Annotated in this window: 17 protein-coding genes; 12 read left to right on the forward strand and 5 right to left on the reverse strand. The window is 59.3% G+C overall.

The window, feature by feature from the left end; translation table 11 throughout:
- Positions 1–128 precede the first annotated feature (128 nt).
- Positions 129–1205 carry a hypothetical protein gene (locus KW835_RS13360; RefSeq protein WP_218383113.1) on the forward strand — a complete coding sequence of 359 codons (1077 nt, stop codon included), beginning with the start codon at positions 129–131 and terminating at the stop codon, positions 1203–1205.
- Between the two features lie 59 nt (positions 1206–1264).
- Here KW835_RS13360 and KW835_RS13365 read toward each other — a convergent pair whose 3' ends face one another.
- Positions 1265–1603 carry a hypothetical protein gene (locus tag KW835_RS13365; protein ID WP_218383115.1) on the reverse strand — a complete coding sequence of 113 codons (339 nt, stop codon included), beginning with the start codon at positions 1601–1603 and terminating at the stop codon, positions 1265–1267.
- A 103-nt stretch (positions 1604–1706) separates the two neighbouring features.
- Here KW835_RS13365 and KW835_RS13370 point away from each other — a divergent pair, with 103 nt between their 5' ends.
- From KW835_RS13370 to KW835_RS13390, 5 genes are all read left to right on the forward strand, one after another.
- On the forward strand, positions 1707–2687 hold the full coding sequence (locus KW835_RS13370) for a hypothetical protein (protein WP_218383117.1): 981 nt from the start codon (positions 1707–1709) through the stop codon (positions 2685–2687).
- Between the two features lie 9 nt (positions 2688–2696).
- Entirely contained in the window at positions 2697–3818 is a 1122-nt protein-coding gene (locus KW835_RS13375; protein ID WP_218383119.1) for a hypothetical protein, read from the forward strand.
- Between the two features lie 228 nt (positions 3819–4046).
- The gene (gene imuA, locus KW835_RS13380) at positions 4047–4841 is read left to right on the forward strand and encodes a translesion DNA synthesis-associated protein ImuA (protein ID WP_218383121.1); all 795 of its coding nucleotides are present in this window, start codon (positions 4047–4049) and stop codon (positions 4839–4841) included.
- Positions 4780–6102 carry a DNA polymerase Y family protein gene (locus tag KW835_RS13385; RefSeq protein WP_218383123.1) on the forward strand — a complete coding sequence of 441 codons (1323 nt, stop codon included), beginning with the start codon at positions 4780–4782 and terminating at the stop codon, positions 6100–6102. The genes imuA and KW835_RS13385 overlap by 62 nt, the downstream gene beginning before the upstream one ends.
- A gap of 5 nt (positions 6103–6107) precedes the next feature.
- Positions 6108–9236, forward strand: coding sequence for an error-prone DNA polymerase (locus KW835_RS13390; RefSeq protein WP_218383386.1), 3129 nt, complete (start codon positions 6108–6110; stop codon positions 9234–9236).
- Between the two features lie 74 nt (positions 9237–9310).
- On the opposite strand, the gene KW835_RS13395 is transcribed toward KW835_RS13390, so the two are convergent.
- The 4 genes from KW835_RS13395 to KW835_RS13410 all read right to left on the reverse strand — a co-directional run bounded on the left by KW835_RS13395 (position 9311) and on the right by KW835_RS13410 (position 13319).
- On the reverse strand, positions 9311–9586 hold the full coding sequence (locus KW835_RS13395; protein ID WP_218383124.1) for a hypothetical protein: 276 nt from the start codon (positions 9584–9586) through the stop codon (positions 9311–9313).
- Between the two features lie 211 nt (positions 9587–9797).
- Positions 9798–9992 carry a hypothetical protein gene (locus KW835_RS13400; protein ID WP_218383125.1) on the reverse strand — a complete coding sequence of 65 codons (195 nt, stop codon included), beginning with the start codon at positions 9990–9992 and terminating at the stop codon, positions 9798–9800.
- A gap of 375 nt (positions 9993–10367) precedes the next feature.
- Positions 10368–11600, reverse strand: coding sequence for a DNA translocase FtsK (locus KW835_RS13405; protein WP_255593520.1), 1233 nt, complete (start codon positions 11598–11600; stop codon positions 10368–10370).
- A gap of 873 nt (positions 11601–12473) precedes the next feature.
- Positions 12474–13319, reverse strand: coding sequence for a hypothetical protein (locus KW835_RS13410; RefSeq protein WP_218383127.1), 846 nt, complete (start codon positions 13317–13319; stop codon positions 12474–12476).
- A 2110-nt stretch (positions 13320–15429) separates the two neighbouring features.
- Here KW835_RS13410 and KW835_RS13415 point away from each other — a divergent pair.
- From KW835_RS13415 to traD, 6 genes are all read left to right on the forward strand, one after another.
- Complete coding sequence (locus tag KW835_RS13415; protein ID WP_218383128.1) at positions 15430–16131, forward strand: ParA family protein; 702 nt, start codon at positions 15430–15432, stop codon at positions 16129–16131.
- 12 nt (positions 16132–16143) lie between these two features.
- Positions 16144–17238 (forward strand): ParB/RepB/Spo0J family partition protein, encoded by a 1095-nt coding sequence (locus tag KW835_RS13420; protein ID WP_218383130.1) that lies wholly within the window; start codon positions 16144–16146, stop codon positions 17236–17238.
- A gap of 2570 nt (positions 17239–19808) precedes the next feature.
- Positions 19809–21140 carry a replication initiation protein gene (locus KW835_RS13425; protein ID WP_218383131.1) on the forward strand — a complete coding sequence of 444 codons (1332 nt, stop codon included), beginning with the start codon at positions 19809–19811 and terminating at the stop codon, positions 21138–21140.
- A gap of 139 nt (positions 21141–21279) precedes the next feature.
- A complete protein-coding gene (locus tag KW835_RS13430; protein ID WP_218383133.1) occupies positions 21280–21660 on the forward strand; it encodes an H-NS family nucleoid-associated regulatory protein in 381 nt (126 codons plus the stop codon).
- Between the two features lie 217 nt (positions 21661–21877).
- Positions 21878–22288 (forward strand): hypothetical protein, encoded by a 411-nt coding sequence (locus tag KW835_RS13435; protein ID WP_218383138.1) that lies wholly within the window; start codon positions 21878–21880, stop codon positions 22286–22288.
- The gene (gene traD / locus KW835_RS13440) at positions 22285–24099 is read left to right on the forward strand and encodes a conjugative transfer system coupling protein TraD (RefSeq protein ID WP_218383139.1); all 1815 of its coding nucleotides are present in this window, start codon (positions 22285–22287) and stop codon (positions 24097–24099) included. Before KW835_RS13435 ends, traD begins: the two co-directional genes overlap by 4 nt.

Below are 24099 nucleotides of genomic sequence, written 5' to 3' on the forward strand. Positions count from 1 at the left end.
GTTCGGGCCTCCACGGCGACCGACGTATACGCGCCACTCCAGGTCACCCCCGTGGCACCTCCCCCTTTTGCGGTATGGCACACAAGGCCTGATGGAGGTAGGCTCTTGGGAAAATCCTTGAAACTCCCATGAAGAAACTCTTCGCGATCTTTGCACTGCTGCCTTTGCACTCAGCAGCGGACACATTTGAGCTTGTTCGATCCAAAGAAGCAGCCAATATACAGAACGTCTGCCCCGATCAAATCCTTATTCGCTTCGACATTAAGGAGTACGGCACTGCCGACATAGTAATGCCGCCGCTGAGTTCTCGAATTTTGAGTAAGGCGCAGCTAGATCGCATGATGGCCAATATTGAGGATTGCTTTGGGCCACCACTTGGAAATGGCCGGACTGATTACAGGTTGTGGGACAATACGCGCGTGCAAGCGCCCGACGCGCTTGAAAAGAGTTCGAACAGGAATTGGGCGTGTCGCGCCCCAGGCTATATGAGTTCGGAGGAAAAGCGGCGGGAGGCATACCGTTGCCATCAAGCCGCAGGCTGGCCATCAGCAACGGACTACGTGCCTCCCAAAAGCAACATTAGGCCATCGCCCCCCACTTCTGCCAACGCGCCCAATCAGCCAAACAGAGTGGGCAATGGGGATCAGGCTACAACGTCTTCAAAGAACCGTAGCGCAGCGGACCAAAAAGAGGCCCTGGAGCGCTGCGGCCTGAATGCCGACTACGTGGGCGCCAAGGGCAATGAACGCCGGACATACATGCGCCGATGCATGGATGAAACGCCGAGAGCAGCTGAAGCAGCGGAAGCGCCGATGGAAACCGACGCATCCATGGAAGCTGAGAGCGGCGGCAAGAACAAAAACACCCGCGCGTTCGTCTACGACAAGCACCGGAACAATTGCATTTCCGTTATCACCTCGCCCTCTGGCGGCCCCTATCAAGGGTTCCGAAACGCATGTGACTTCACTGTGGACGTCGCGTTCTGCATTGAGAATGGCGTTGATTCAAAAGAAGAGTGCTCGAAGCGGCAATTCAAAACAGTCAAATTGCAGCCCGGGAACTATGAGGTAATCGACGCTTATTCGGGTGGAATGACAGCAAAGGTCTTTGCAGTCGCCTGCCGCGAGCCGTTTTACGTGGACCCGGCGAAAATAATTTTCAAGGGCACCAAAATCGCAGCCGACTGCCAGCGCGAGAAAAGGTGATCGCGGCCACAGTTTAAGAAACACGTGAACCCGGGGGCAACCGCCCGCCCCTGGCAGCGCTACCGGTCGTCAACGACGTTGAAAGCAAAGCGGAATTCAGCCGCTACATGCTGCGGAAGCCGGATTTCAACGGTGGTGACCACCGGGTGAAAAACAGTGGAGCCGTCCGCCTCCACCTTACCCCGGTTCACCACCAGCGCTTCGCTCTTGCTGGTGCGCTGCTCGCGCTTGGCGGAGAACGCGATGCGTCCCCTGGAGATCTTGCGCTCCTGCAGCCAGGCGGCCACGTCCAGCAGTTCCGCCTCAATAGCTGGATTGGCCGACAACGGCGCTTCCGCGCGCCCTCGAAACCAAAACCAATCGCCTTCCAAATCCCACTTGTACTCGATCAAACCCATGGTCAAATTATCGGCTATGGATATTGGCAGCAGGAATGGCTGGACGGCGACGGACACAGGGTCCGCCCACCGCATCGTGGAGGAACACGATGGCTCTGCACGCTTGGCGAGCATGTTTTGGGCGTGGCTCGGGAGGCTCGACGAGCACATCGGCACGCCCGCCCCGGACACGGTGGGACAGACCCGGGGAGCCCGCTTTCATGTCCAGTGGTGGGTAGACCCCTCCGGACAGTTCTTCGCAGCCCAGGTGATGGATGCCACCGCCTGCGGCACCTGGGAGGTCTTTCATGTCCCCGCGTCCACCGGCAAAGCGGTTGCGGGCCGCAGCCTCTGCATGGGGACTGCCCAAGCGCTGGCGGTGCTGGACGCCATGTGGGGCGAAGTGTTCGAGGAGCTGCTCGGCGAAGCGGCTCCCAGCACACGCCATCCAGCCTTTGTGGAGCTTGTCGCCGCAGGCACCAGCCCTGCGGGCGTGGTCTCGGTTCAGGACGATCAGGCACGCATCGCACGACTGCAGTCCGACGTGGCCTACTGGACCCACCTCGCCAAAACGCTCGACAAAGCCTCCAGCGCCCGGGGTGGCACCTACACCCCTGCCGTCACCCTTCCCCCGGCGCATGAGCCCGCCGTGCCCCCTGCGCAAGCCCGGCAATGGGCACTCAAGGACATAGCGGAGTGGGCTCAGCTCAACGCGGACCGGATCATCATCCAGCCCCGCGCGATTTCAGCGACAAAGCGAAGCCCTTATGAGTCGCCAGCCCTGCTGTACCAATGCCTGGAACTGCTGGCTACCGAGTACACCCAGGTGAAGACCGGCAAAGCGGACCGCCACGCGTTCAAGGACAAGGCCGACGCCATGGGCATCGATTTCCGGGGCTCCGTGGATCCCAGCGTGGCGGGCGAACTGGGCGACATGTACTTCGTGCGGGTGGGCGGCCGAAGGCGATTCCTTGACCAGCACTTGGCCAAAGGCAACTCCAGGGACCTCCGGTTCTGCTTGAGGATCTACTTCTGCTGGGACCCGGACCAACAGCGTGTGATCGTTGGTCACCTTCCAAGTCACCTCCCGAACTCGCTTACCTAGAGGCGCCCCATGGCCAAGCTGACAAAAGACCAGAAGCGCGAGAAGAAGAAGCGCGAGGAGCGCAAGCTCAAGCTGCGTCGTGAACACGAGGAAAACCGCCATTTCAAGAAGGTGGACGGCCTCATGATGGCCATCGCCCACGCAATGCAGGGCTCTGCCACGCAGCAGGAACTGAACGATGCGGTGTTGCGGCTCGGAGGTGGTCTGAGCGTTGCAGCCAGCGAGGCGAAGTCGATCTTCACCGGTCCGCAGTGGAACTACGTCAAAGCCGCCACGACGGAAATGGTCGCCATGCTGCAGGCTGAGGAATACCGCATGTACTCCGGCCTGGGACTTCAAGGGCGGATCTACATCAACGGCGACGACCCGAACACGGTGTTCCACGCCACTTCGTTCCCTCTTTTTGCAATGGTTACCTGCAACTGGCACCCCGAGGAAGTCGTCTGGAGGTCCGCCCTTGATCTCGAACCGGAGCCCACGCGCGGCGCCTACTTCTTCGGGGTTGAGATCCGCGATCTAGCGCTGCACTTCGCCATAGCCTCAACCGCGCGCGAGTCGGACACGCCGGAGGTGTACTTTGTCTCCCCGAGCGGCTGGCACCGGCTGGACCTGACCGTCTGGCGCGATGAGTTGTGGCCCTGCCTCGCGCGAGTCGGCATGTCCGTCTATATGACCCAGGGCCCCTCCGACATCCAGATCGGTGTCATCCAGGTCTACGAGGACAGCTCAGATGAAGAACTGCCGCAGGACGATCTGTCGGCACTGGACAGGCACCCGATGAATGACCGAGGCCGCACCAGCGTCCGCTGCCTGGGCGCCGAGTTGCTGCATGAATCTGAGATGCTGGTGATGGCTGCAACCAACGCGGTGGGCAATCGCACGCAGGAACAACTCACCGAGGCGTGGTCGGAAGGGTTTGACGCTCGGGAAGATGAGATTGCAGCTCTACAGGAGAAGCTTGAGATGGCGAAGATCGAAGCCGCCGCGATGCGCGACGTGCTGCTCAAGCAGGCCGCAGGTAGGCCGGTCGAGACGCTGCCACCCGCTTGTCCCGCTCCATCGCAGCCAGCAACCGCCCTCCCCTCCCCCAAGCCACTTCACGAACGGATGGGGTCCCTGCTGGGCTACTGAGGGCCCAGGCGCCAGGCGCGGGAGGCACTGCGAGCTGGAGAGTTTGACTGCGGCGTGGGTGTATTCGCTCTGAAAACGCCATAGCCCGCACCCCGCTTGACTGGGTTGCTACGGTTTCGGAGGGTGCCCAGGAACCACTTGCGCTCAGGGTTTCCCGCGCGGGACTCACGGTCATATACTGTAGTTTCGTACAGTATTCGAACATGCCTCCCCGTTGGTTCCCACCCCATGTCAGTCCCGCTACGCGCTCCCATAGCCTTCGACGTTGGCGCCCTTCCGCGCCACGTCGCGGATGCCGTGTGGCGCGGCTCAGATCTGGGCAGCTCGATCGCGCGCACGGTCTCCTCCGGCTTTGACGCCCTGGATAGAGAGCTGCCCGGAGGGGGCTGGCCGACGCACGGCCTGACAGAGCTCCTACTGCCTCAATCCGCATTGTGCGAATGGAGGTTGATCAGCCCTGCCATTCCTGACTTTCTGGCCGAGGGTGGACGCGTGTACCTCGTTGCGCCTCCGAAGGAACCTCACGCCGCAGGGTTGGCGCAACTGGGCGTCGCCCCCCACCAGGTTGTCTGGATCAAGGCGGCAAAGCCCGTAGACCGGCTGTGGGTCACCGAGCAGCTGCTCAAATCGGATCCTGCAGGCTTGGTTATGGCCTGGCTTCCGCAGGCCCGCCCAGAGCAGATCCGGCGATTGCAGATCCACGCGCAAACCTGCGATTGCCCCGTCATGCTGCTGCGGCCCATCACCGCGCTCAACGACACGTCGCCGGCACCGCTGCGGGTCTCCGTGGCGCTTGCCGGGGGCTGGGGGCTGGAAGTTCGGATACCCAAGAGACGCGGCGCCTCGCTTGACGGGCCCGTTGTGGTGAACGCTACGCCGACGAACCTGATGCAGGTTCTTCCGCCGCGCCTGAAGAACCTGCAGCCGCTCCCAGCGGCTGTGCCCCGCGAGGAGGCCGCCGATGCTTGGGCATTGGGCAGCACTGCTCCCTCAATCCGCCACGTCCAGCACGTCTCCCACTGATGCCAACGCTCTCGGGATCTGGGCCCTGCAGTTCACGCCCCGCGTGGCATTGCTGGAGGATTCCGCAGTGGCTGAGGTGTCGGGGAGCGCGCGTCTGTTCGGCGGGATGGAGCAGCTGTGCGCCCAGATGGAGTCGGGCGCCGAAGAGCTTTGCGCACACCTCGCCTGGGCGCCCACGGCCACCTCCGCTCTGGCGCTAGCGAGGAGCGCGGCGACGCCCGCGCAACGCAATGGCTTTCGCCTGCCCCTGTCCAAGATCCTGGACCCGCTGCCGCTTGCCTCTGTCACGGCCATCAACGCCCACCAGGCGACGCTGGCCAGGGTGGGGTGCAGAACCCTGGGTGACGTCCGGCAACTGCCCCGAGGCGGCCTGGGGCGGCGATTCGACAAGGGTCTGCTGAGCGCGCTCGATCAAGCCTACGGGCTGCGGCCGGAAGTCCACCAGTGGATTACCGTGCCCGAGACCTTCTCCGCGCGCCTGGAGCTGATGTCCCGGGTGGATACGGCACCTGCACTGCTGTTCGGCGCGCGCAGGCTGCTGCTACAGATGGGCGGCTGGCTGATTGCGCGGCGCCTGGGCGTCACAGCGTTCACCCTGCGGTGGGCACACGACGTGATGAGGGCCAAGGACGCCGGCACCGGGGGCGAGATCACAGTGCGCACCGCGCAGCCCACGCAATCCATAGAGCACTGCGCGCGCCTGCTGTCCGAGCACTTGGCCAAGGTGACACTCGCCGCCCCCGCTGGCGACATTGAGCTTCTGGCGGCCGAGGTACTGCCCATCGTGGAGGAGAGCCGCTCGCTCATCCCCGAGACCCTGCGGCGCGGGGCCGACACCGACCTTGCGCTGGAGCGCATTCAGGCTCGCCTGGGCGAGGAGTCCGTGTGCAGGCCCGTACTGTCCGCCGATCACCGTCTTGAGTGGATGCAGTCCTGGGAGTGCGACCTGGCCAAACGCGTGGCGCGTGCGCCCTCCCCCTACCAGCTGCCACTGCCCTCCTGGGTGCTTGACGAACCGCTGCGCCTGGTGGAGCGTGACAACCGGCCGCACTACCAGGGACCGCTGCAGCTGCTGCTCGGCCCCGATCGGGTCGAGGGCGGCTGGTGGCATCGTAGTGGTGATGGGGAGGATGCGAAGCCGCTCAACGCGCAGCGCGACTACTGGCTGGCGCTGAGCCCTCACGCGGGTCTCCTGTGGGTGTTTCAGCAACGGCTGGCGCTTGATCAGACGGCCTGGTTCCTTCACGGCCATTTCGCGTGAACGCCATGTCCAATCGACCATCGAGTGTGCTGCCGGACTATGTCGAGCTTCGCTGCAGCTCGAACTTCACTTTCCTGCGCGGGGCCAGCCATGCCGACGAGTTGGTAGACCGTGCGGCCGAGCTTGGCTACCGTGGCCTCGCCATCACCGACGAGTGCTCCATGGCCGGGGTGGTGCGCGCGCATGTCGCGGCCAAAGCGGCAGGCCTGCCACTGCTGGTGGGCGCGCAGTTCCTGGTGCAACCACGTACCGAGGCCGAGGGCGCTTTCACGCTGGTGCTCATCGCGCAGAACCTGAACGGGTACGGCAATCTGTGCGCCTTCATTACCAAACTGAGAAGGACGTCTGAGAAGGGCACCTATCGGCTGGATCTGGCCAACATTTCGGGAGACGAGCTGGAGGATTGCGTTGCCCTGCTCTGCCCCGATCGCAACGCCACCGACGAACAGCTGGAGGCTATGGGGCTCTGGACCCTCAACAACTTCACCGGGCGCTGCTGGATCGGCGTGGAGCAGCTTCGCCGCCTGGACGATGAAGTCTGGTTGCATCGCCTACGCTGCCTCTCCGAGATGACTGCGCTGCCGCTGGTGGCAGTTGGCGATGTTCTGATGCACGTTCGTTCGCGAAAGCCGCTGCAGGATGTGCTGACCGCGACTCGCCTGGGGAAGCCACTGACCGCATGCGGTGGAGACTTGCAGCGCAGTGCTGAGCAGCACCTACGGACGCGACTGCGGCTGGCCCAGACCTTCCCGCCCGCGCTGCTGGCAGAAACCCTCCACGTGGCAGCACGCTGCAGCTTCAGTTTGGACGAACTGAAGTACCAGTACCCCGAAGAAGTGGTGCCTTCAGGTCACACAGCTGACAGCTATCTTCGACAGGCGACATATGAAGGCGCTGGGCGGCGATGGCCCGAAGGCATCCCTCCCAAAGTGCAAGGGCTCATCGAACATGAGTTGTCCGTGATTGAGCAGCTCTCCTACTCCCACTATTTCATAACGGTGTTCGACATCGTCGCCTTCGCGCGATCGCGCCACATCCTCTGCCAAGGGCGTGGCTCTGCAGCCAACAGCGTGGTCTGCTATTGCTTGGGGGTGACAGAAGTTGACCCCGCGCGCATGTCGGTTCTGTTCGAGCGCTTCATCTCAAAGGAAAGAAATGAGCCTCCGGACATCGACATCGACTTCGAGCACGATCGCCGCGAGGAGGTAATCCAGTATCTATACGAGCGCTATGGAAGGTCCCGCGCCGCGCTCACAGGCGTAGTGATCAGCTATCGGCCGAGGTCTGCCATTCGTGACGTTGGCAAGGCTCTGGGATTCGACCTCGAAACCGTAGATGAAATCGCAAAAGGCCATCAGTGGTTTGACGGCACCGACGTACGCCTGGAACGCTTCGACGAGATAGGTCTTTCCGTGAGGGGACTTGCAGTTCGGCAGCTTATCAAGCTCACTGGGCAGCTGATCGGGTTTCCGCGCCATTTGTCACAGCATCCTGGGGGCTTCGTAATCACTCAAAGTCTACTCAGCCGGATCGTGCCTATCGAGAACGCTTCGATGCCCGACCGCACTGTGATTGAGTGGGATAAAGACGACATCGATGCCTTGGGCATCCTGAAGGTGGACATCTTGGCACTCGGAATGCTGTCTGCCATTCGCCGCTCACTCGATCTGATCGGGCAGCGTAGAGGCTATCTGTTCGGCATGCAGGACATTCCGGCAGAGGACCGAGCGACATACCAGATGCTTTCAAAGGCCGACACAGTGGGGGTCTTCCAGGTCGAAAGTAGAAGTCAAAGGGCGACGCTGCCCAGACTCAAACCAAAGTGTTTCTACGACCTGGTAATTGAAGTAGCCTTGGTTCGCCCCGGACCGATCCAAGGCGGAATGGTCCAACCCTACCTGCTGCGGCGCCAAGGCCTAGAACCGGTATCGTACCCCAGTGAAGCTTTGGAAACAGCACTGGGCCGTACTCTGGGAGTGCCTGTATTCCAGGAACAAGTCATGCAAATCGCAATACTCGCGGCCGGCTTCACACCAGGTGAAGCAGATGGACTGCGCAGGGCGATGGCCGCCTGGAAACGAAAAGGCGGTCTCGAAAAATACTACGAAAAAATCGTAGCGGGAATGACAGCACGGGGCTACGAGAGGTCATTTGCAGACCTCATCTTCACGCAGATCCGGGGGCACAGCGAATACGGCTTCCCAGAGTCTCATGCGGCCTCTTTCGCGCTCCTCGTCTACGCCTCCAGTTGGATCAAGCGACACGAACCTGCAGCATTCCTCGTTGCGCTGCTGAACTCCCAGCCGATGGGCTTCTACAGCCCCAGTCAACTCGTGCAAGACGCAAGACGCCACGGTGTCGAAGTGCGGCCGGTGGACGTGATGTTCAGCGATGTCGAATCCACCCTGGAAGACCTTCCAGCCACTCCAGCGGTGCGCTTGGGCCTGCACATGGTCAGAGGACTGCACAGGGCAAGCGCTGAACGCATTGCGGTGGCGCGCCATAACGCTCCTTTCGATACAGCCGAAGAAGTGGCCCGCAGGGCGCGTCTGGAGCAGGCAGAGATGAAGCTGCTTGCAGCTGCCGGCGCACTGGCCACGCTGTCAGGGCATCGCCGCCAGCAGGTTTGGGACGCTGCGGCTCTACACGCCCCGCCAGAGCTTTTGCAGGACGCTCCTGTCGATGAAGACATACTTGAACTGCCACCAGCGCCAGAGGGCGAAGACGTTGTGTGGGACTACGCATCGCTCGGCCTCACTCTGCGAAGCCACCCCTTGGCACTCCTTCGCAAGAAGCTCGATACGTACAAGCTGCTGACGTCGAAGGATTTGCGACGCGCATCCAACGGCCGAACTGTTCGCACTGCCGGCATCGTGACGCTTCGCCAGCAGCCCAGCACAGCCAATGGAACCATGTTCGTGAGCCTCGAAGACGAACATGGAGAGATCCAGGTCATCGTATGGGAGCACGTACGCGAACAGCAGCGCGCCGTGCTGCTCGGGGCGCGGCTGCTGGCCGTCAAGGGGCGGTGGCAGAGGCAAGGGCAGGTATGCAATCTGATTGCAGAGCGAGTTGCGGATCTCACTCCCTTGCTCGGGCGCCTCGCTACTGTATCCAGCCGCGATTTTCACTGAGTACAGCGGCAGAAAGGCCAGCGGGCCAGGCAACGACGCCTCAGGGCCCGGTGGGATGGGAGGTGGCTTCACCCCTATTCCTTCGCCGAGACGTTGGCGCCCTGGACGGCAGAGGGCGCAGCCACGGCGATCGCTGGAGGCTTTACATCGCTTCCCGGAGTCAGCCCGACTCGATTGGGCTGCACTGCACGGAAGTTCAGTCCATGCGTCGGAGAGATCGAGAGCGAGACGTCCATGTTGCGCGTGAGGGCATACAGCGTGACAACGCCTGCTATCAGGCAGCAGACCAGGAACCAAGAGCGAAGGGCCTTGGAGGCGGTCCGGGTATGGCGAGTGATCGATTTCATCATTGGGGCAGTCTCCTGTCACGACCGGGCGCCTGCAAACCCTACTGGGGGTCGCGCGCTGGTGTTCCCCAATGATTTCCACCTTCGGGTGAGATGCGAAACCCTATACCCGGCGACCGTTCCTCGGTCGGAGTCACCCCCTATAGGGTTTGACTGAACCGACTACTTGTGCTTGGGCGGAATGGATCAAAAGTAAGCCGCCCTCGGGGCGGCTCTACGGCTGGTAGCCTTCTGACTCGCGACGCCTCCGTGCCAGCTCTCGGTAGTGCTCACACTCTTTCAACAGCGCCTCGCCCACGGCTTTGCCCTGCGCCCACTCTTCCTTGTTGTCGGTCCAGTTCATGAGCATGAGGTGATCAGCAGCCTCCTGCCGAGCCTCCGCACGGGCAAAGCATTGAACGGCCGTCATTCTTCGCGCCATGCCGAGCTTCTAGCGCATCCCGAGCATCGCGCGGATCTTGGCAATAGTGGCGAAATCCACACCACCAGGCAGCGGCAAGCAGCCAACATCGCGGGTCAACCTTGCCCACTCGTCCAAGAGCCTACAGCTGGCTTCGTACGCCTCGCGGCTGGCGTAGCAACGCCCCAACGGCACCGGATTCAAAGTCCCATGGAGCGTAAACCGGTCGATCGAATGACCATTGCTGAGCCTGCAGACATCACCCTCGACACCGACAACCGTAGTTGCATGGCTTTGCTGGCGATGGGTGCAGCCGACCCACCAGAGTGATTGGCCAGCTACCGCGCCCACGCTCTGATCTATTCCAGCAGTATTCATTGACGTCTACCCCTTCAGAAGAACGGAGCGCGTGCCGCTTTCATCACATTGGGAAAGCACCTTTTGGCGCTCCAACTCTTCCAGTAGCGCTGCAGCACGGTTGTAGCCGATTCGAAGCTTGCGCTGCATGTATGAGATCGACGCACGCTGGTCCTCGATCACCAATTGGCGGGCCTCACCCAGAAGGGGATCGTCCTCTGGCAAGCCCTTGTAGTTCGCGTTCAGGTCAACGACCGTGATCGGAGGCTTTGCCGGGGCCCTTGGAATAGCGGATGGCGGCGCCGCACCCATGGGGGTCTGCGCGATGTCGAGCTGCTGCTGCGATGCAGCTGCCCGAAACTGGTCTCCCTTTTTCTGTTTGGCGTCCCGGAAATCAGTCGCCGCAACATGCGTATGGAACATTTCCAAGAACGTGGCCGCATCCACCGAAATCTTGTGCCCCGCGCGAGCATCAGCGGGGAGGTTCTCGATCTCTGCGAGCTGGCGCCGAGTTGCCTGATCAAGGGACTGGACCACCGCGCTCATAGACCCGTAAAGCGCCCCTGCGTGCTTGCGTGGTGGAGCCCAGTCCTTCACGGCATCCTGGCTGAGAACCTTTTTGCCGCGCGACTTCACTTCGGCCAGCTTGCCCGCAAGAAACGCTCCGGCTTGTTCGCCGTGTACGCGGAACGCATCTATCGCAGCCTGAGCATTCACCTCGCCACTCCTGACGAGATGGTGCACGTCTGTGTTCGCGCGAGCAAGGATCAGGTAGCTCTCCACGTGGGTCCGCGAGCGCCCTACCCCGCTGGCGATCTCGGCGACTGAACGGCCCATTCGTTCCAGCCGCAGGTATCCCTCAGCCAGCTTCAGTGGGGTGAACTTGAGCCCTTCTTGCGATCGCAGCATCAACTCGGTGCGATCGGCCTCCGAGCCCGAGAAATGGACTACATCCAGGTGAGAGATATCAGCGCCACGGGCGATGGCGAGAAGGGCGGCACGACGCCGGCAGCAGCCATCCAGAACCTTCGTCGCTCCATCTGCCTCGCGCTGAACTATCAGAGGCGGGACCCAAAGGCCGTTGAGGTATGAGGCTGCCAGCGACTCGATGTGGTTGGACACCTCAGGATCCAGATAGTCCCGCAGGTTCCACCCTTCCTCCTCCACCAGATCACGTGGATCCACACGTGAAACCACCCCTTCAGCGGTCTGTCGGTCCGCTGGTTCAGCGGGCAAAGAACTCAAGGAAACTGCAGCCATCGGGATCCTCACATATCACCGTTAAAACCGACTAATAGTATATGCGAATGAATGCCGATTTGCATTGTTTGGATTATCGAATGTAACAACGTGAATCTGGTAAAGCTGAAACTTTGGTACATGGGCCGATGCTAGTATCGGCGTAGCGGAAATGGAGAAACTGATGCAGAAACCCAGAACTATGGTGCGACATGGGTGACCTAACAGCCATGGTTTCTGATCGCCTTTCTGATCGCCGAGCAAGTGAGGCCCGCAGGCCACTCAGAGGCACTGTCGAAAAGGACTCCATATTGGCGTCCGGAGGATTCGAAATGAGGATGCATCCCTCGGAGTTCAAAGCCGAGGCGCGTCGCCGGGGCTGGACGTCGCGACTCCTTGCCGCAAGGTGGGGGGTATCAGAGACGTACGTGAACAGGACCGGCCGCGACACCCAGCGCCCTCCGAAATGGGACGATGCCCTTCGATCCCTTCCTGTTCTCCTGTCAATAGACGGCCGCAAGGTACGCGTGTCCCCGCCTGCGGAGGCAATGACAGCCTCCGAGTTCAAGTCTCATGCTATTGCGAAAGGCTGGACTCCGCAGATGCTGGCGCAACGGTGGGAGGTCACGCGGCCATATGTCCATCGGTTGGCGAATCAGCAAGACCGAGCCGCGCACTGGACTGATGCACTGAGGGGCCTACCCCACCTTGTCCTGGTCGAAAAGGGAGTAACGTCCGTCAGACGATCCAACGACTGGTTGTAGACCGCCAGTGCACCATCTGTATACCGGCTGTGGACCCTTGGATATCCGCTGCATCGGCGGCTGCGCGGCGAGTGCACACTGTGTACTGTTTGTAGCCCGTCTGTGCACCACCTGTGCACCAGCAATGTTCCTAGGCAGTCGGACAGGATTTGGACGATCGCCCTGCCGCCTTCATTCCGTACTTCCATGCGGCATACCCCAACACTCCCGCAGCAGCCCCCCCGACCGCAACTGGCCAGATGGGTGCAGCCACGAGGCCGAGCGAGGCTGCGACCCCTCCGATAGTGCTCGAACCAAGCACTGTCACGGATGCACCGGCGACTGACGCCCCGGCAAAGGCACCTGCTCCCGTGAACGCAGCCACAGTCGCAAAGCCACCAGCCGCATCCAGCATGTCTTCCGGCTTTAGGGCATGAAGCTGATCCATCGTCTCCGCGATGATTGGTCGAGTGTTCATCTTCAACCGGATGAAGTTCTCTTCCATCACCGCACCAAGCTTCTCCACCCGCTTATCTCCCAAGATGCGCCGTGCTCCATCGACGATAAGCGCTACGCCCAACAACAGCGAAGACCCGGCGCCGACGTACTGCACCCACGTCGGATCGATCAAGTGTTCCAAAATGGAGCCAAGCGCATGACCGAGTGACGCGGAAAGCAGTGTAGAAACCCCTGTCAGGACACACGCGGGCACGGCAAAAGCAGTACCCATTGCAGCAACTCCGATCGACCCCACCAAAGCCATTGCCAGGCCTGGCACCGAGCCGGCGCCGGCGCCAATCCACGGCAACGCGGTTGCAAATGCATGCCGGCCCAGAAGAATGGCTCCTTCCGCAACACCGTTGCTGAGAATCCAAGCGCCTGCGGCGATCTCCACCAAGCCGATTTCGACCCCGTGGACCTGCGCGATCTTCGATGCATTCCGCACGACTGAGGCGATCGCTTCACGAATGGGAAGAGGAAGAGGGATTTGCTTCATGGTTCGCTCCGTAGCCTGTCGATGATACAGAGAGGCACTCGCCCCCCTGCCACCACCACCTACCCCTGACAATCACTAACAATGCCTAGCCATTGAATGTCAAGGAATAGCTAGCCGATGACCCGCCATCGCAATTGTTGAAATTCACACGCGAGCCGCTCGACAAACCTTCGGTTGATGCCGAAGCAGTAGTCATCAAAGTTGGGCCTAGACGCAACCATTCACCCCAGCGTCCCATTGCTAAGTGTTGCGCACCCAAACCCCATGACAGGACAGGTCCAAGGACTTCAACTGGATGAAGGTTGCCGAGAAAGGAAGCGCAGGGTGCCACTCACACACCGCGCCAGCCCAACCCCTTCCTACGACACCCCGAACCTCAACCGCTTGAAGAATTTCTTCCACCCTGCGAGCGAGACGCCACCAGCACAATACCGCACGCGGTCCGCGCCCACAGAATAGCAACACCTAAGATCGCCAAATTTGTCCAAGCGCCGCACAGCCCCACGCACAGGCAGGGCCCGAGAGATCCGAGTTCAAAACATATGCTCCGACGACTTCAACCGGTTGAAGTCCTGTCGCAGGCCCAGTGAAGCACTGACGCCCAGCGATGCAGATCAACTCACCCCAACTTCATCGGGAGTCAGAAGATCGCCACTACGGACGCTTAACGCAAAACACCTTGAAAAGCCGCCGAAAACTTCAACCGGTTGAAGCCTACACAGCCTCCCCAGATCGAATGAATGCTGCTACACCATCCACACGTGCAAGGCCTATCACCTCGTAAAGCAGCACCGAGCCGGAGCCACGCCACGCCAATAAGCCCCAAAGCCCGAGCGCGGACATCCAACCGTTGACATGCACCGCGCGCATCAACAATACGGGGCTAAATTTCCCTCCTGGGACTACAACTTCAACCGGTTGAAGAATTTCTTCCACCCTGCGAGCGAGACACCATCAGCACAATGCCCGCGCGCAGGCCGCAACCACAGAATAGCGGCACCTAGGTTTTCCAGACTCGTCCAAGCCCCACACACCCCACCCCTAGGTAGGATCTGGGAGGTCCAAGTTCAGAACTTATGCCTCGGCGACTTCAACCGGTTGAAGTGACCCGCGTCCCAGAATCACAAGCCCCACCAAGTACGCCGAATGAGCCGGTCATCAATGCTTCCCGATGGAGCCAAAAACACTTTCCTGACTTCAACCGGTTGAAGTCCTGTCGCAGGCCCAGTGAAGCACTGACGCCCAGCGATGCAAGTCAAATCACCCGAGCCGCAAGAAGCCACTCGGGAGTCAGCAGATCGCCACTACGGACGCTTAACGCAAGGCGCCATGAAAAGACGCCGGAAACTTCAACCAGTTCAAGTTTCACCCAGCAATACCAGACTGTGATCGGAAACCGACCGCGCTTTGAGGGCGCATGAGGAAACGGCAGGGAAACCAGGGTGACCGCCTCCTGGCTTTGACGTGTGGAAATGCCTGTTGCTACGAGAAACCCACAGATGGCTGGTCCCAGTGCAATAGTGGAAGTAGATGCACATGCGATCATCTCCTCACCCCCCTGCGCGAGGCGCCCGACCCTTCCACCTCACCGCAAAGCGCCCTCCAAAGTTCAACCGGTTGAAGCTCCACCCCCCCCCCCCCCGCCCGCAGTGCTTGGAGCTGAGGTAAACCCATATCAATTTCCACCCTGCGTTACCACCAGATGGCTCTCAGAGGTAGAGCAGGGAAAAATTCAACCGGTTGAAGCACGGGATAGACAACCACCAACTCAAAAGGATTCGATAGACACCAGACAAGACCACTGCCCATAGCGCTGAAGACCTACGCCAACAACTTCAACCAGTTGAACTCCGCGAAAGGGTCACGCGCCCTTTGCGCGTCAACTTTGACGGAATCGAAAACTAGGCATTTACGCAAGAACTGCGCTTGACAAAGCCGGGCAACTTCAGGCGGTTGAAGCTGAGACGTTCAGTGGTTTGTGGAGCACCGACGAACACAACACCTCCAAGGATGTACGGAGGCTACTAATTTGAAAATTCCGCAAGCTAGCAACCACAATTAATTGACAACTAGCCTATAAATAATAAATAATAATGGTATAGGAGGTTTTATGGCGACCAAGAAAGCTGCAAAGATCGTTACGGTCTTCAATCAAAAGGGTGGGGCGGGTAAAACAACGAGCACCTGCCAAATTGCGGGCACCTTTGGCCATCGGGGTTACGACGTCTTGGTGGCAGACCTCGATAAGCAAAGCTCCGCTTCAAAGTGGCTGAGCGCTGCGGATGAGTCGGCGCCATTCCCCGCGAGCCTGTGGGCCGGTCACATGTACAAGGGAAACATCGCAACAGAGCTGGGAAAGCTGAGCGAGAAATACGACCTGATTTTTTTGGACTGCGCTCCAGCGGTTGACCAGCCTGGAACGTGGGCATCTTTGCTTGTGAACGACCTTGCGATCATTCCAACAAAGCTTGGCCCCGCCGACACGGATGCACTTCATGACGCATTTGAGTTGGCCAAACGGGCCAGGATCGAATCAGGCCTGAATTTCCCCGTGCGTGTACTCGCTACTGCATACCGCAAGGCACGGGCGGATGAACGAATTGCGCTTGGGAAGCTCGCCCAGAACGAACGTTATCCCGACTTCCCGGCCTTCAAAACATCACTGGCCGATCGGATCGCCTATCCCCGCGCAATGCTCTACGGAGCCACCGCACACTCGATGCCAAAGGCAGGCGATGCGGTTGAGGAGCTTGAATCCCTCGCCGATGAAATCGCTGCACTCCTGGCTATGCCCAAGAGAAAGACGAAGTAAGGAGAACGCACCATGACACCACCAGCAATCAGGAAGGTTAAGCTCGACACAAACCGGGCGTTGGACAAACTCCTTGATCGGTCCACCGAGGCGGCGCAAAACCGCTTCGCGAAAGCGGCAAGCACCATACAGCGCCTGCCACACGGGCTTTCAGCAGAAACGCCGGCTCCGGGCGAAACAGACGGAGCCTCAATGGCAACCGTTCCAACTATCGGAACCACAGGGCGGGGGTTCAACCTGGCCGCGTGCGTACCAGGGGCCGTCGTCCGAGTGCCGTTCAATCTCATCCGGATGAATCCTGTTGGCCCTCGTCAGATCTACCGTGCTGAGGAAATTGACAAGATCGCCCAGACGCTCCCGGAGGGACAGGACGATGCAGCTCACGGGTTCGTTCAAGACGACCACGTTGTGCTCATAGACGGTGGAACACGCTACCGCTCAGCGAAAGTGTCAGGGGTGGCGTACCTCGACGTGAAGTTCGAGCTCCCCCCGAAGGACGATTTGGAACTCTACTTGGTCGCGCGCAGGTATAACGAGCAGCGCTCGCAGCCGTCCGTAATCGACCATGCGCTCAGCCTCAGCCTCCTGCTGGAGCAAGGGGCCGTAGGGAATGCGAGAGAGCTTGTCGAAAAGGTCCCTGACATCAATGGCAAGGGCCAGATGAGCGAATCCCAGGTGTCGATGTACCTGCGAATCGCGCGCATCCCGCGTACGCTCCTGGAGCGCATGGCTGAGAGTGCGATTACAAGCCAGTATTCTGTTTTGTACGCCATCAGCGAGATCTTCCCGAAGGATGAAAAACCGACATCAGATCAAATTGATCTCGCTGGACAACTGATCGATGAAATCAAGAGTCGCGACCTCACCAAGAAGCAGGTACAGGATCTGGTGAAATCCCGACTGAGCACCGAGCCAAAGCGCAGGGAACGCAGCGTCCAGCAGCCAATAGCTTTCGGCCCGTGCAAAGGGCACATCAAGCTCTTTGGCAAGCGTGGGCAGCTCGACCTTTCCCTCAAGGGACTGAGCGAGGACAACCTCCCGCTGCTACAACGAGAGCTCCAAGCATTGATCGAGCGCTTTGCCTCGGAGCACGAAAAGGCCAAGTGAACAAAGGGTGGGGCAGGGCAGGGCTACCACGCCGGGGCCTTGCATCCTCATTCACTGAGCACATGCTTCGCCCCTGTGGCTCGCGGCACGGGCCTTCACGAGGCCCTGCAACCGTCGCTAGAACCCTTGCAGCGATCGGCCTGCGAAAACCGCCGTCCCATCGCTTTAGACCATTGAGACAGCTTTAGACGCGAGCGGCAGCGAACTGGGGCAGATACAGAGGGATCCTGCCGACCCCAGGTGGTCGCCCCTCTGGTAGGGCTCTCAAAACTGGTGACCATACCCCGCCAGTTGATTCCCATAGCCTTAGACCTTGGTCACATGGCTCCGTCGCCACGCACGCAATGACGATGCTGTCTGGAAGAGCAAGCACTAACTACAAACAGTTTCAGCACCGCATTTTCACGGCTGTTTAGCACAGCCGCGCCGCAAATCTCGGCTAAATGGGAGCAGAAATGGTCGTGTATGGTCACCAGTTATGGGACTTCGGGGCCCTGATGGGCGGAAAGAAATCGAAAAACCCCCTAATTCCCTCCCATATCCTTAGCCCATAGCGCCAGCTACTTCACCTCTCGTTCCCATAAATGGTGACCATAGGCCGCGCAGGATGGTGCTCATCCCAAAGTGATAGCCCAGAGGGCAGTTTTGAAGCGCACAGGTCGGTCACGCGGGCCGGGGGGAGGGAAGAAGCGGCCACAGGACCAGTACCAACCAAATACTCCCATAAATGGTGACCATAGCCCTACCGACTCGCTCCCATATCTTTAGACCATAGGGAATCGCTCGGGATTACCATTAACACTGGAGCGCCATACACGGTGAGCGAGCACTAACAGACATATGGGCGGGCAATGCGTTTGAACCCGCTTGCTAGCATGCCGCTCCGTAAAAACCGCTCTAAAAGACACCGGAATCAGCACCGTATGGTCACCAGCTATGGGAAATGGCCCGGGTAATCATCCCCAAAAACCCTAAATTTGTCCCATATCTTTAGACCATAGCCCAGAACGACTCCCACAACTGGTGACCATGGAGGCAGATCACGACACGACTGCAGCTCGCAGAGGCTCTTCCCGCCCCGTAACTGCCCCATTGAGGCAGCCCACTCACAGCTTTCAGCGCTGAAAGCCATTCTTCTCAGAGCCACCGGACATCCCAAAAGTGGTGACCATAGAACCTGGTGGCACGCTCCCATAAACGTAGACCATTGGGACACGAGACAAATAGAAGCCTGCTGCACATGGGTCCTCTGGTTAACAACCACTAACATTTAACACATGGGAGGGCAGAACAGACTGGCGAACTACCATGCCCTAAATCAAACGACACCCCGAAAGACAACCGATTCAGCTCTGTATGGTCACCAGTAATGGGAAGTAGGCAAGCTGGAGTGCGCAAAGGCTCAAACGAAAAAGCGACGATCGGCCCACAGCTGGTGACCATAGAAAGGCACCATTCACGGGAGCAACGACCAAAATCGTCGGCCAAAAGCGCTCGTCGAACAGGTGTGCCCACGGGGCAACCATCAACGGCCGCGAGAACTCATCACCACCCGAATCCTTGAAGGGCGACTGAAGAGTTCCGCCTGGCGACGTTAGCGCGGAGGCGCCCGATCGACTACTAGCCAAGGCCGTATCAGCGCGCAGGGGCCGCCCTAGCTACACCACGGCTGGAGGCCAAAATCCAACAGCTCCGCGAAATGCTTTGGAGGTTGAGGGCCAAAGGCGATCCTGACGAAAAACTCGCGCCGCAAGGGCTTCCAAAACGCATGAGACCCCGGCACAGCGCATAGCACGGCAATCCCATAACCGGTGACCTTAGGCCACCGAGAAACGCACCAGAGCCATGCGCCATTTCCCATAAACGGTGACCTTGAGGGAGAACTAGGTCACAACCGTTGAATCCCAAAGGTTTAGACCATTGAAGCAGGGCCGAAGTCCCATAGCCTTAGACCATTGGCCTCCGCCAGATACTTGCCGAACAGCTCATCGGACACCAGACCGTAACGCGGGACAACCGAAAGGTATGGATAAATGCTGTACTGGCATATGGCCACACGGCCCCCGGCCTAACTGAAAGCCGTCAGGAAGCAGCCTCTCCCATTGCTGGTGACCATTGCAAAGCCTCGACCCAACCAGATCTCCCAAAACCGTAGACCATAGGGTCAACAAGTGAAGCGAACCGCTCGTCCCAAAGACGTAGACCATACAAAGCCACACCCGCAGCCGAACGCGTCCCAAGTCCACAGACCATTCAATGGTCCCTGGATATGGGACTCGCACCAGCTCCCATATCCAGTGACCCCACTTCCCATAGCTGGTGACCTAGTTCCCATATCCAGTGACCGACCTTCCCATAGCAGGTGACCAACCGTCCCAAAGGAATAGACCATATCGCCCGCTAAGCCGCGCCCAGCTTAGGTTTCAGCCTCCTAAATGTATTAAACACGAAAGTGTTTTTTAAAGAAGTAAAGCACTGGAGCGTGTTGCTTATCTAAAAAATCCCAACAGCCAGCAAGCCAGCTATGGGCTATTGCGCAGCCCAACCTTTAGACCATAGAATGACCGACCATGCGTCGCACTTCTTCTGCCAAGACCACATCCGAAGGACAGATTCAGCTCTTTCGGTTTCCCGAGGTTCCTGAGCACTTCAAGAAGCCGGTTGAGGTAGTCCACAGCAGGCCGCACTCTCAGATGTCCCTGGTGCACCGCAAGTTGCTGAGCGCCTGGCTTAAGAACGCAGTCGAGACCAATCCTGACAAAGACGGCTGGTGGACACTTGCAATCGTAGACCTTGCCGAAAGCATAGGCTTCGATTCGAACAATCGGGACCACCTCAGTACCTCCGCCCGGGAGTTGATGTCGATCGTGTTTGAATGGGACGTGATGGCCGAGACCAGACGCCGTTCGACATGGAAAGCTTCAGTGCTTTTTCCTGATGTCGAGATCAGTTCCGGAAGTGTTCGATATCGAATCAGCACACAGCTTCAAGAGAAGGTACTGAGTCCCGAGATTTATGCCCTCATCGACCAGCGCGCCATTCGCCAATTTCGGCGCGGATCGTCCATTGGCCTATACGAATTCTGCATCCGATATCAGAAGTTGCCGAAGACGGCTGAGGTGCCGTGGGAGGTTCTCCGGGACATGATCATGGGCGCTTCGGCGGAAGCGAAGTCCTACCAGCAATACAAGGTTTTCAAAGACAAGGTACTAAAGCCAGGCATTGCAGAGGTCAACTCCATTGTGGATATGCAAATCCAATTGGAGGAAACCACGCGAGGGCGCAAAGTTGTCAGCGTGTTCTTCCACATAACACACAAGCAACCGGCCCCCGAGCAGGAACTCTCAGCACCAGAGGACCTCGCAGATGTCGCAGCAATGGTGTCGATGGGACTTCCCCAATCCGAGGCGACCAAGTTAGCTCGAACGTATGGCCATACCGAGCTGGCTGCTGCAATTGATTACACCCGCAAGCGCATGGGCGCAAAGGATCTGAAGGAGTTGGGTAGTCCCGCAGCCTACCTTCGAAGGGCGTTGTTGGAAAAATGGGTTCCCCCAGGCAGTAAGTCGGCGGAGAAGAGCCCTCCAAAGCTTCCGGCGAAAAAGAAAGCAGCTCCCGGCGAGCAGAGCCAACTGCTTGAGGCGTGCCTGGCCCAGCGCGACGGGGAGGCCAAGGGCTACTTCAACGAACTTGATCCCTCGGAGCAAAAGAAAATGCTGGAGGAATACAACGCCCAGCAAGAAATTGCGTCGCTGCGGATCAAGGCCAAGGCAGGGAAGGCTCCCGGCAAGGCGGCTACTGCGAGCTTCTTCCGCTGGCTCTCGATAAAGACTTGGGGCCCCGTGACGAAGGAGCACATGCTTGCGTATGCGGAAAATCTCGTCTTCGGCTCGAAAGAATGACCTCCCGATATGGACATCGAACTTTATTGCGCACAGTGCCATAGTCGAAACTCAGCATAGACCATTGCCATGCGATGTCGTCATTGAATGAAATGGAACCGATACAATCAACGAATTGTCGAATTGAATGGGTGACTCCATGACCGAAAACGATCTGCATTCCGAGGGACTGACGGAGGAGGAGGCTCTCGCGAAGATTGAACACTATCGCCGAGTGCACGAGTCGCTGCGGAAGAATAAGCTGGCCGGAGTCATCGCGTCCATTAAGGACTTGGTTAAACAGCATGACCTGAAGCCAGCCGACATCTTCCCTGGAATCAGTAAATTCCATGGCACCCCAGAAGGCCGGAAGCATCGGGAGCCGATGTACCGTGGCCCCCAGGGTCAGCTGTGGGGCGGTGGGTCTGGGCGTAAACCCGACTGGGTGCGCCAAATCGAGGCGGCCGGTGAGAGCCTCGACAAGTACCTGATCGACAAAACCCCAGGCAAGGGTAAGCAGGCGAAGTCGGCCAATCGATAGCCTGACAGAAGTCCTCCAAGCGGCGCCGTGGCGCCGTTTTTTTTGGCGTCTGCAACGGACGTTCTAGCGTGACCAGGGGGCATCCCCCCCGGCTCAACCCGGTTTCGCTGCGCAGCGAGGCAGGATGCGGCCAGGTTCATCGCCCCCAGCGAAAGACTCCCTCACAGGTCGTTTTTCTAGGGTGGTTTGCTCAACCTTGATTGATATCTTCGAAGCCATGAGTGCATCGAAGAACACTGTGTGGCTTTATGAAGGCCCGCCCGAACAGATTGCATTGTGCGTCCCTGACGCCAGCCCAGCTCAGGGCGGGTACGTCATGGTGTGCGAACTGCAGAACGAGGAGTTGCGCATGTTCGCAACCCGGTTCCCCACGAAATGCGTGGCCAATTGGAACAGCAGATCTGATCGCTTTGCCGGAGCCAAGCTTCGGCGCGTTCTCATTTCCGTACCGATCATTCCCTATGAGCGCGCAAAGAAGGCTCTCATTCAACAGCTTGCCCAGGATGTCGATTCGAAAGTCGATGAATCGTCATCGAATGCGATTGAGTCAGTGAAGAAGCATGCCAATAAGATCTTCATGGTTCGCGCGATTCAAACCACGAACATCGCGGGCTTCTTGCAGCAATGAAGCAAGAGATCTTTGACTTTGACAACCCGTGGCGCCCCATCTACGAGGCGCCCCAGGCGTTGGGATGGCTCGGCGCGGCTGCAGGCTGTGTGGCAACTGGAGCGTTTTTGCCATTGCCTACATCCTTTGCTGCAGTAGCGGCTGGAACGTGCGCAATTGCGGGCGCATACCGTGGCGCGAAGGCGTATGCCCGGCGCAAAGTGAAGGCCAGGGCCCTCTGCACGACGAAGTCGTTCATCACCGTCCCTGAGCTGATCCAGAAAGCCCAGCAGGCGGCGAAGACAAACCACCTTTGGCTGGGCGAAGGCTTCCAGTGGACTGACATCGAGGCGAACACCATGCACTCGCTACTCGGTGGCGGGGTAGCCGCGCAGCTGGGCCGAGAGGCCACCGCGAAGGACGGGGCCTACTGGCTACATGGGCTGGCCAGGGAACAGGACGTGCTCATCGACATGAGCATGTTGGACGGGCACACCCTCATCGTCGGGACTACGCGGGTGGGCAAGACCCGATGCTTCGACCTGCTGATCGGGCAAGCGATTGCCCGGGGCGAGCCCGTGATCATCATCGACCCGAAGGGCGACCATGGGCTGGCAGAGAACGCCAGGCGGGTTTGTGAGGTGCTTGGCCAATCTGAGCGCTTTGTGTATTTCCACCCCGCGCATCCTGAGAAGTCGGCGAGCATCGATCCGCTGAGGAACTGGAACCGGAAAACCGAGCTTGCCAGCCGCGTCGCGGCACTGATCCCTTCGGAAACTGGCGCTGATCCCTTCACAGCGTTCGGCTGGAAGGTCATCAATGACATCGTGGGCGGCCTGATTGCCACTGGCAAGCGCCCAAATTTGGTCGAGCTGCGACGCTACATCGAAGGCGGCCCCGACGAGCTGCTGCTGAAGGCGCTCCGAGAACACTTCCGGCGTCACATGCCGGAGGAGTGGGAAAGAAAATCGGAGCCGTACGTCAGGAAGAAACCGAAGAACCCACTTGAAGGGTACATCGAGTTCTACGAACAGATCGTGGTTCATGAGCACCCTAACGTGGACCTCGGGGGGTTGATTTCGACCTTCCATCACGACCGCGACCACTTCGGGAAGATGGTTGCCTCGCTGATTCCAATTCTCTCGATGCTGACCAGCGATCCGCTGAAGGATCTGCTCTCTCCCGACTTCGAGGTGGGCCACAAGAAGCAGGTCACCGACTTCGCCCGGATCATTCGAAACGATCAAGTCTGCTATCTCGGCCTGGACAGCCTCGCGGATGGAACCGTGGGCAGTGCCATCGGCTCCATGTTTCTGGCCGACATGACCGCTGTTGCCGGCGACCTCTACAACTACGGGATCAAGACCAAGAAAGTGGTCAACATCTTCGTGGACGAGGCTGCGGAGGTGATCAACAACCCGACCATCCAGCTGCTCAACAAAGCGGGCGGCGCGGGGTTCCGGATGTTCATCGCCACACAGACCTTCGCCGACTTCGCTGCTCGCCTGGGCGACGAGAACAAGGCTCGCCAAGTCCTGGCGAACACCAACAACAAGATCACGCTGCGGGTGCTGGACTCGGAAACGCAAAAGTACATCTCGGACGGCATCCCGAAGATCAAGGCGCGCAGCATGTCCGTGAAGTATGGCCACGGAATCGACGCGAATGTCCACGACCCCTACAACGCGAGCTACCAGGAGGCTGCAACCCTTGAGGAAGCCGACCTGATACCTCCTGGGGTGTTGAGCGAGCTGGCGCCACTGCACTACTTCGCGCGATTGTCTGGCGGCAAGACGATCAAGGGACGCCTCTCCATTCTGGTGACGGAGTGA

Origin of the sequence: Acidovorax sp. sic0104, from assembly GCF_019219095.1 — a bacterium.
GTDB lineage: Bacteria > Pseudomonadota > Gammaproteobacteria > Burkholderiales > Burkholderiaceae_C > Acidovorax.